We start from the raw sequence: 9,037 nt of genomic DNA, 5'->3' as shown, positions 1-9,037 counted from the left end.
AAAGAGCAGACTAGGAAGCTAGCCGCAGGTTGCTCAAAACACTGTTTTGAGGTTGCAGATAGAGCTGACGTGGTTTGAAAAGATTTTCGAAGAGTATAAAGTCGCAACAACTGTGTCAATTGCACCAATTTAGTAAGAAAGTATAAAAAAAGAACACCCCGAAAGGTGCTCTGTATAAGTATAGTAATTCTTTCGAATTAACGTTTACTAAATTGTGATGCTTTACGAGCTTTCTTAAGACCTGGTTTCTTACGTTCAACTTTACGTGAGTCACGTGTAAGAAGTCCTGCGCGTTTCAATGAATCGCGGAAGTCAGGGTCTACTTGAAGAAGGGCACGAGCGATACCGTGACGGATAGCTCCTGATTGACCAGCGTATCCACCACCTACAACGTTAACGAAAACGTCGTATGAACCTACAGTTGAAGTAACTGCGAATGGTTGGTTGATGACAAGACGAAGGTCAGCGTGTGGGATGTACTCTTCAACATCTTTTTTGTTAACAGTGATTTTACCAGTTCCTGGAACAAGGCGAACGCGTGCAACAGCGTTTTTACGACGTCCAGTACCTGCATATTGTGCTTGTGACATACTTTATTGTTCCTTTCCTTAGATAAGTCCTGAAATGTCAAGAACTTCTGGTTGTTGTGCAACGTGAGTGTGCTCAGCTCCAACAAATACTTTCAACTTCATACCTTGAGCGCGTCCAAGAGTATTGTGTGGAAGCATACCTTTAACTGATTTCTCGATCAAACGTACTGCATTTTTAGAACGAAGTTCACCTGCAGAGATTTGTTTCAATCCACCTGGGTGGTTTGAGTGAGTGTAGTAGATTTTATCAGTTGCTTTTTTACCAGTCAATTTAACTTTTTCAGCATTGATAACAATCACAAAGTCACCTGTATCAGTGTGTGGTGTAAATGTTGGTTTGTTTTTTCCGCGAAGTACGCTAGCAACTACTGCAGAAAGACGTCCAAGTGGTACATCAGTTGCGTCAACTACGTACCATTTACGTTCAACCTGGCCTGGTTTAGCCATAAATGTTGTTTTGTTCATGATTTCTCCTATATATAGTTCGATTTTTGTTTACGATGATGGGTGTTCCTTCCCATCGAAAAGTATTTGGAAGGTTCCGGGGCCTTTCAAATGGGGTAAACAATACCGCCTACTATCATACCAAATTTCACCCCTAAAAGTCAATAGATATGAAAAATATTTTTCGGTAACTTCTCAAAGTAACTGAAAGTTATATAATCAAGTTAATTTGGGAATTTACCTATTAACTTCGGTAGATTTTTGGGAATTTTTCCCTGTAGCTAAAATCCTTTTCAAAAAATCACCTTTTCTTGATTTTTAATCCTATTTGCTGTATGATAAGGGAAAAGAAAGGGGACAGAGATATGGCTTTTACCAATACCCACATGCGGTCTGCTAGTTTTGGCATTGTTACCAGCTTGCCTGATGACATCATTGACTCTTTTTGGTATATCATCGACCATTTCTTAAAAAATGTCTTTGAATTGGAAGAAGAACTCGAGTTTCAATTGCTTAATAACCAAGGAAAGATTACCTTCCACTTTTCAAGTCAACACCTCCCTACAGCCATTGATTTTGACTTTAACCATCCTTTCGACCCTCGTTATCCCCCAAGAGTACTGGTTTTAGACATGGACGGTAGAGAAACTATCCTCCTCCCAGAAGAAAATGACCTATTTTAAAAACTCTAGCCTTCAGTTGCAAGTGACTGAAAACTAGAGTTTTTTCTATTGTTTCCAAGCATTATACAAGTTGCGAATAGGTTGCTTTAATGTCGGATGGATAAAATGAGGCGCAATTTCTTGTAGAGACTCAAGAACAAAAAGGCGTTCTGCTATGTAAGGATGGGGCAAGATAAGCTCATCTGTGTAAATGGCCTGGTCCTCCACAAAGAGCAAGTCCAAATCAATCAAACGAGGTCCCCAATGCACTTCTCGCACCCGTCCCATCTCTGTCTCAATAGCCAACAATGTTTCTAACAAGACTGGGGCAGGCAACCATGTTTCTACCTCAACCACCTGATTAGCAAAGCTATCCTGCTCCACACCACCCCAAGGCTCCGTCGTCAAAACACTGGACTCTTTAAGAATATGGATGCCACGAGCTCGCATTTTCTCAATGGCTTGCTCCAAATTCGCTTGCTTATCTCCCATGTTGCTTCCTAGGGCGATAAAGGCTCGTTGCTTACGGCGATGGATGGTTACTGAGCATGTATCTAGTGGCAAATGCACTGGCGCCCAAGGCTTTTTCAGTTCCAACTTGATTTCTTGGACAAGAGGATAGGTCTCAAAAGTACGTTCCACCAGTTTGTAGGCTACTGTTTCAATCAAATCCTCACTCGTTTCCTGAAACCAAGTCGTCCACTGCTGGCACAATTCTCCGTAATGGACAGAGGCTGCTAAATCCAAATCTGTCGCTGCCTTGGTCATATCATAGGATAGGATAGCTGAAACGACAAACTTCTGCCCCAATTCCTTCTCACTAGGAAAAAGACCATGATAGGCAAAAATTTCCAAATCCTTAATCTGCAGTTGATCCATAATGATTCCTTTCTAGAAAAATCCGCCCAAAGCGGATTCTTTTTATACTCAATGAAAATCAAAGTGCAAACTAAGAAGCTAGCCGTAGGCTGCNNTTGAGGTTGCAGATGGAAGCTGACGTGGTTTGAATTTGATTTTCGAAGAGTATTATAGTCCCATTAAACGATAAGCCTGATCTCTAAGGTCCTTATCTGTTTCAAATAGACCACGAGCTACTGTCGTCAAGGTTGCAGTACCTGGTTTTCTGACACCACGCATGCTCATACACATATGTTCCGCCTCAATGACAACAAAGGCTCCTTTAGCACCTAGATACTCCATCAAGGCATCGGCCACTTCGATATTCAAACGTTCTTGAATTTGTGGTTTTTTCGAATAAACTTCAACCGTACGGGCTAGCTTAGATAAACCTGCCACACGGCCATCTGGAATATAGGCAATATGCGCTCTCCCATAAAATGGCAAGAAGTGGTGTTCACACATGGTATGGAAAAAAATATCCTTTTCTACCACCATATTATCATCAATAATCTCAAAGGATTTTGACAAATGTTCCTCCGCTGTTTGACCAAGACCTGAAAAAATCTCTTGATACATACGGGCTACACGAGCAGGTGTTTCCTGCAAGCCCTCACGGTTAGCGTCCTCTCCTACAGCCTCGATAATCATTTTTACAGCTGCTTCAATCTTTTGTGTATCCATTCTCGTTCTTCCTCTCCATCAGATAGGCTCTCACTTGGCTCAAGAAATATAAAGAACCTGTGACAATCCTAACTGTTTGTTTCTCTTCTTTTTTATCTGTCAATTTCTGCTCTAGAAAATCCTGCCAACCTTGGCAGCTGAGATTTCTAGACTTGGCTACCTCTTTCAGCAGGCTTTCATCAGTCGCCCGACTATCCGCAAAATGGGTTAGAGTAAGCTCGGTATCTGGTATGGCCCCCAGCAAGTCCAACATATCCTCCAAGGCCTTGGTTTTGATACAAGTAAAGAGGATTTCCTTACGATAATCCGCAAAGCGTTCTTGCAAGGTTGCCAATAAGGCCTTGATAGCATGGGGATTGTGGGCTCCATCCAAAATCATCAAGGGATCTCTTGACACGATTTCCAGACGCCCCGGCCATCTTGTTTCTTCCAAGGCTTGACCAAGCAGGTGATTGCTTACTAGCTCTCGCCCATCTTCTTGACAAAAAGTATCAAGTAAAGCTATGGCCATCCCAGCATTCTCTATCTGGTGCAAACCAAGCAGGCCAGTCTGGAAGCGACCTTGTCTGACAGAACTGGTATAGTCAAAGACTTCCCCTGTAACCACACTCTTTTGATGGCTGACCTGATAATCTGTTCCGTAGGCAAGTCTCGGCGCATCTTTCCCTTCCGCAATGCGGTCAATCACAACCAAAGCTTCTGGAGCGATACGACCTGTTACCAAGGGAATACCTTGTTTGATAATACCAGCTTTCTGCTCTGCTATGGCTTCCAAGGTGTCACCAAGTAGGGCCACATGATCCAGTCCAATAGTTGTGATTCCTGTCAAAATAGGCTGGCAGACATTGGTACTATCTAAAAGTCCACCCATGCCGACCTCCATGATAGCCACGTCTACTTGCTCCAAGGCAAAGTAATCATAGGCTATAGCTGTGATAATCTCAAACTCGGTTGTCCCCTGCAAATTGGCGACCGCTTCTCCCTCCAGCAAAGACTGATAGTCTGCCATGAGGGCTTCTAGTCTAGCCTCTGGAATGGATTCCCCATTGATGCTGATCTGGTCTGTGTAATGAATGAGATAGGGCGAGCTAAACACGCCAACTCTCAGCCCTAGCTTTTCCAGCAGATTTTTCAAAAAAGCAATGGTCGAACCCTTGCCATTGGTCCCTCCGACATGGATGACCTTGAGTTTGAGATGGGGATTGCCACGCAAAGCTAACAGTTCCACCATTCGTTCCAAGCCAAAATGCGGTTGGTCCGTCCGGTAATTGGTAATCCACTGATTGTTTTCAAATTCTTTCATCTTATTTGTATTGTTTTAAATCTAAATTTTCCGCTTCATCAGCCAGACGAATAGCGGAGGCAATTTCAACTGCCATCCTGTGACTAGCTACGTCATGCACGCGCACCACTTCTACACCCTGTCTCGCAGCGATACTAGTTACATGAGCAGAGGCCGTGTCCCGATTGCGGAAACCAAGTTCTGTCTCAGGATTGACTTCAAAACCATTCTCCTCTAGGATATTGATGACAAATCGCTTGCGCGAAACTCCGAGAAAGATTGGATAGCCTTTCTGATGTAGTTTATCCAGGTCCCGTAAAAGAAGCAGATTTTCTTTCTTGGTCAGACCAAAGCCAATTCCTGGATCCAGCAGGATGTTTTCTTGAGCAATCCCAGCTTCCTCTGCTCTCGCTAGGGCTCGTTCAAAGAAAGTCTCCATCAAGTCTTCGATTGGCATTTTTTCAAAGTCAGCTAACTCTTCCTCTGTAAAAGCTTGACCAACACCGAAATGAGGAAATATGAGCGAGCTAGGATGCTGAGGTCGCGCCATGACTGGATTAAACATAATGACCACTTTCGCACCAGCCTTAGCAACCACATCCGCCATTTTCTCATCACCCATAAGACCAGTGATATCATTGACTAGATTGGCACCAGCAGCCAAAGCAGCCTCTGCCACCTGACTCTTCCAAGTATCAATAGAGATGAGGACATCACTTTCCTTGCGAATCGCTTTGATCACTGGAACAACACGCTGGATTTCCTCTTCTATCTCAACATAGCTACTACTTCCCGGCCGAGTCGATTCTCCGCCGATATCTAGCATACTAGCACCTTCTGCTATCAATTTACGAGCCTGCTGGAGTGCCTGCTCAAGAGCAAAAAATTGACCACCGTCCGAAAAGGAGTCTGGGGTTACATTGATAATTCCGCAAATAGCTGTCTTTGCATGATTGGCTTTACTTGACATATCGGTCACTCCCTCAAGGCTTTTCATCATATTATTTTTCTATTTTACCATAAAAAGAAAAAGATGGACACTATTGCATTCATCTTTTTCCCAGTAGAAACAAGTAAGCAATTGTCAAAAATCTTAAACAGAAACCCCTAATGTCCGACTCATGATCACCACAAGAGCCAACAAACAGAAAGCAACCCCATTCACAATCATGTGAAGCAAGATAGACATTTCCAAACGTTGGGTCTTGTAAGCCGTCCAAGACAGAACGATCGACATACCTCCATAAATCAATAAAGAAGGTAAATTACTTGGTTGATGCAATAAAGCAAACACAATCGTACCGACTACAAATCCCCAGCTCTCCTTGCCTCGGAAAATCTTTTTAGGAACAATCCCACGGCACAAGATTTCCTCACAAATCGGAGCAAGTAAGGCTAGCAAGAAGAAACTGGAAATCAGAGAACTATTCTGAACCATATCGTTAATCTGAGACTGATTACCTGTTGTCGTCTCATTTGACAGTTGTAACAAGATAGATCCAAGTATATTTGAACATATAATGACTAAATAACTTAATCCCAATCGTGCCAAATCCTTAGCTCTAAAAAAAGAAAAATTAAAACTTGCCAATTGCGTTTTACGAGCTCCAATAATAAATAGCACCAGAACCACAATCGAAATACCAGCAACTATCAGTCCTGATTGTAACAGTGGTACTGCATTTAAAGTTAAAATAGCAGTAACCCCTATAGGAAGCTGATATAAAATTGTCGCCAGCAAAAAGATTAACAGCCAGCCTGCACGATTCAATAATTCTTTCCACATATTTTTCTCTTTCATCACCGATCTCCTTTGTATTAAAAAAGGGGGAAAATCCCCCTGGGTCATTCTATTATAGGGCCATGCTGATGTAGTTAAGGATAAACAAGGCATCCAAAATCCAAATCATGACATGAACATCTTTAGCTTGACCTTTGACAAGCTTAGTCAAAGTGTAAGTCAAGAAACCAACTGCAATCCCTTGAGTGATAGAGTAGCTGAATCCCATAAAGATAGATGTGAAGAAAGCAGGAACTGCTTCAGCCATGTCGTCCCAATGGATATTTTTCAAGCTAGCCAACATCATAATCCCAACGATAATCAAGATTGGAGCTGTAGCGGCTGTTGGTACAATCGCTAGAAGTGGGCTAAAGAAGCTTGAGATCACAAAACAGATTGCCACGACCAAGGCTGTCAAACCAGTACGTCCACCTGCACCAATACCAGCAGCAGACTCAACATAAGTCGTTACATTTGAAGTACCTGCGATGGCACCAATTGAAGTACCAATCAAGTCAGAGTAAAGAGCCTTGTCTAACTTAGCTGATTGATGATTTTCACCATTTGTCGCTACGATACCAACTTTTTCACCTGTACCGATCAAGGTACCAATTGTATCAAAAATATCTGTCAATGAGAAGGCAAGAATGGCCATCAGAGTTTCAGGCAAGCGAGCTGTATCTGAAATCAAAGCTCCCAAACCTTCTGAACCGAGAGCTGCACCAAAGATTGTCTTCAAATCTTCAAAGGCTGCACCAACATGGTTATTAGCAAAATCGATACTAGACAAATCTACCAAACCAACTGCAATAGAAAGAACAGTTGTTGTCAAGATAGAGAGGATAATTCCCCCTTTAATTCCTTTGATAACAAAGAAGATTGTGATAGCAAGTCCTGCAAGAGCCACCAAAACAGCTGGATTATTAAAGCTGACCAAGCCTGGAACTGCTGAAGAGTTTGCTGCAATCGTTGCTTGAGCTTTGTCAGCCCCTTCTCCTACAACAGTATAGTTGCCTGGATCAATCGTGAATTTCAAAAGTCCAGCATTCTTAATTCCTACATAGGCAAGGAAGACACCGATACCAGCTGAAATAGCTGAGCGAAGAGCATTCGGAATCGATTCAATGATCATTTTACGAACATTTGTCAAGGTAATAATCAATGAGATAATTCCACAGATGAAGACCATAGCCAAGGCTTCTTGCCATGAATAACCGAGTCCGAATACAACTGTAAAGGTGAAGAAGGCATTGAGTCCCATACCTGGCGCTTGAGCATATGGCAAGTTAGCATAGAAGGCCATCATCAGGGTACCAGCAACTGCACCAATAATCGTTGCAAGGAAGACACCCTGAGCAGGCATTCCTGTTTGCGAAAGAATTTGTGGGTTTACAAAGAGAATATAGCTCATTGCAAAGAAAGTTGTTAAACCAGCGAGAACCTCTGTACGAACGTCTGTACCGTTCTCTTTTAGTTTAAATAATTTGTCCATTATCAATCTCCTTTTAGTTTTTACGAACAATAATAGAATTATATCATTTATCATTCACTTTTTCAATATCTTTGTTTGATTTATTTAAGAATTTGATGAAATTTCATTTTTGGTTTTGAATCTGCTTTTCTGCCTGCTTTTTGTTATAATAGTAGACATCTTATCTGAAAAGACACTAGAAAGGTCCATATGACGAAAAAAATTATTGCAGTTGACCTGGATGGAACCCTGCTCAACTCAGACAGTCAAATTTCTGACTTTACCAAAAAAACCATCAAAAAAGTTGCTGAAAAAGGCCATCAGGTTATTATTACGACAGGTCGCCCTTACCGTATGTCAAAAGATTTTTACCGTGAACTGGGCTTAGACACTCCTATGATTAACTTCAACGGATCCCTTACTCATTTACCAGACCAAGTTTGGGATTTTGAAAAGTGTTTGACTGTAAACAAAAAATATCTGCTAGATATGGTTCAACGTTCAGAGGACATTCAAGCCGATTTTATCGCTGGAGAATATCGTAAAAAATTCTACATTACAAATCTCAATGAAGAAATTGCCAATCCCAAACTATTTGGTGTAGAAGCTTTCCAGCCTGAAGATCAATTCCAGCCTGAATTGGTGACCAAGGACCCTAACTGTATCCTCTTGCAGACCAGAGCCAGTGACAAATATGCCTTGGCAAAAGACATGAACGCCTTCTACCAGCATCAACTTTCTATCAATACCTGGGGAGGTCCGCTCAATATCCTTGAATGTACCCCAAAAGGTGTCAACAAGGCCTTTGCTTTGGACTACTTGCTCAAGATAATGAATCGCGACAAAAAAGATTTGATTGCCTTTGGAGATGAACACAATGATACCGAAATGCTCGCTTTTGCTGGGAAGGGTTATGCCATGAAAAATGCCAATCCAGAGCTACTCCCTTATGCAGATGAGCAAATTTCCCTTACCAACGACCAAGATGGGGTTGCCAAAACCCTACAAGACTTATTCTTATAACCTATACTGATACTCAATGAGAATCAAAGAGCAAACTAGGAAGCTAGCCGTAGGTTGCTCAAAGCACTGCTTTGAGGTTGTAGATGAAGCTGACGTGGTTTGAAGAGATTTTCGAAGAGTATGACCAGCTTGCAAGCTGGTCTTTATGCTCTTTTCACAGTCTCATCAACCAGTTATACTCATCTACTTTCAAAAAGCATTCTA

Annotated in this window: 10 protein-coding genes; 2 read left to right on the top strand and 8 right to left on the bottom strand. The window is 42.0% G+C overall.

The features are described from left to right. Positions 1–197: 197 nt before the first annotated feature. On the bottom strand, positions 198–590 hold the full coding sequence (gene rpsI, locus HT708_RS08175; RefSeq protein ID WP_000075973.1) for a 30S ribosomal protein S9: 393 nt from the start codon (positions 588–590) through the stop codon (positions 198–200). An 18-nt stretch (positions 591–608) separates the two neighbouring features. After that, complete coding sequence (gene rplM / locus HT708_RS08170; RefSeq protein WP_016397194.1) at positions 609–1,055, bottom strand: 50S ribosomal protein L13; 447 nt, start codon at positions 1,053–1,055, stop codon at positions 609–611. Positions 1,056–1,399: 344 nt separating this feature from the next. Between rplM and HT708_RS08165 the strand changes: the two genes are divergently transcribed. Beyond that, the gene (locus HT708_RS08165) at positions 1,400–1,717 is read left to right on the top strand and encodes a DUF960 domain-containing protein (RefSeq protein ID WP_000886031.1); all 318 of its coding nucleotides are present in this window, start codon (positions 1,400–1,402) and stop codon (positions 1,715–1,717) included. Positions 1,718–1,762: 45 nt separating this feature from the next. Here HT708_RS08165 and folB read toward each other — a convergent pair whose 3' ends face one another. The 6 genes from folB to HT708_RS08135 all read right to left on the bottom strand — a co-directional run bounded on the left by folB (position 1,763) and on the right by HT708_RS08135 (position 7,831). After that, the gene (gene folB / locus HT708_RS08160; protein ID WP_172926250.1) at positions 1,763–2,575 is read right to left on the bottom strand and encodes a dihydroneopterin aldolase; all 813 of its coding nucleotides are present in this window, start codon (positions 2,573–2,575) and stop codon (positions 1,763–1,765) included. A gap of 147 nt (positions 2,576–2,722) precedes the next feature. Further along, positions 2,723–3,277 (bottom strand): GTP cyclohydrolase I FolE, encoded by a 555-nt coding sequence (gene folE, locus HT708_RS08155; RefSeq protein WP_000380917.1) that lies wholly within the window; start codon positions 3,275–3,277, stop codon positions 2,723–2,725. Beyond that, complete coding sequence (locus HT708_RS08150; RefSeq protein ID WP_172926249.1) at positions 3,258–4,580, bottom strand: folylpolyglutamate synthase/dihydrofolate synthase family protein; 1,323 nt, start codon at positions 4,578–4,580, stop codon at positions 3,258–3,260. The genes folE and HT708_RS08150 overlap by 20 nt, the downstream gene beginning before the upstream one ends. Before the next feature lies 1 nt (position 4,581). After that, entirely contained in the window at positions 4,582–5,559 is a 978-nt protein-coding gene (folP, locus tag HT708_RS08145; protein ID WP_172926248.1) for a dihydropteroate synthase, read from the bottom strand. A 93-nt stretch (positions 5,560–5,652) separates the two neighbouring features. After that, complete coding sequence (locus HT708_RS08140; RefSeq protein ID WP_172926247.1) at positions 5,653–6,360, bottom strand: CPBP family intramembrane glutamic endopeptidase; 708 nt, start codon at positions 6,358–6,360, stop codon at positions 5,653–5,655. Between the two features lie 52 nt (positions 6,361–6,412). After that, entirely contained in the window at positions 6,413–7,831 is a 1,419-nt protein-coding gene (locus HT708_RS08135) for an NCS2 family permease (RefSeq protein ID WP_172926246.1), read from the bottom strand. Between the two features lie 189 nt (positions 7,832–8,020). Here HT708_RS08135 and HT708_RS08130 point away from each other — a divergent pair, with 189 nt between their 5' ends. Further along, positions 8,021–8,833, top strand: a complete 813-nt coding sequence (locus HT708_RS08130) for a Cof-type HAD-IIB family hydrolase (RefSeq protein ID WP_050261843.1) — start codon at positions 8,021–8,023, stop codon at positions 8,831–8,833. The last annotated feature ends 204 nt before the right edge of the window (positions 8,834–9,037 follow it).

The sequence above is a fragment of the Streptococcus sp. 3613 genome (assembly GCF_013277375.1).
In the GTDB taxonomy this organism is placed as follows: Bacteria; Bacillota; Bacilli; order Lactobacillales; family Streptococcaceae; genus Streptococcus; species Streptococcus pseudopneumoniae.
This window is presented reverse-complemented; position numbering and strand designations above follow the sequence as displayed.

Excerpts from the sequence above, each read along its gene's own strand:
- HT708_RS08130 (WP_050261843.1), top strand. The coding sequence starts at position 8,021 with ATGACGAAAAAAATTATTGCAGTTGACCTGGATGGAACCCTGCTCAAC.
- HT708_RS08150 (WP_172926249.1), bottom strand. The coding sequence starts at position 4,580 with ATGAAAGAATTTGAAAACAATCAGTGGATTACCAATTACCGGACGGAC.
- HT708_RS08140 (WP_172926247.1), bottom strand. The coding sequence starts at position 6,360 with ATGAAAGAGAAAAATATGTGGAAAGAATTATTGAATCGTGCAGGCTGG.
- HT708_RS08165 (WP_000886031.1), top strand. The coding sequence starts at position 1,400 with ATGGCTTTTACCAATACCCACATGCGGTCTGCTAGTTTTGGCATTGTT.
- folE (WP_000380917.1), bottom strand. The coding sequence starts at position 3,277 with ATGGATACACAAAAGATTGAAGCAGCTGTAAAAATGATTATCGAGGCT.
- rplM (WP_016397194.1), bottom strand. The coding sequence starts at position 1,055 with ATGAACAAAACAACATTTATGGCTAAACCAGGCCAGGTTGAACGTAAA.
- HT708_RS08135 (WP_172926246.1), bottom strand. The coding sequence starts at position 7,831 with ATGGACAAATTATTTAAACTAAAAGAGAACGGTACAGACGTTCGTACA.
- folP (WP_172926248.1), bottom strand. The coding sequence starts at position 5,559 with ATGATGAAAAGCCTTGAGGGAGTGACCGATATGTCAAGTAAAGCCAAT.
- rpsI (WP_000075973.1), bottom strand. The coding sequence starts at position 590 with ATGTCACAAGCACAATATGCAGGTACTGGACGTCGTAAAAACGCTGTT.
- folB (WP_172926250.1), bottom strand. The coding sequence starts at position 2,575 with ATGGATCAACTGCAGATTAAGGATTTGGAAATTTTTGCCTATCATGGT.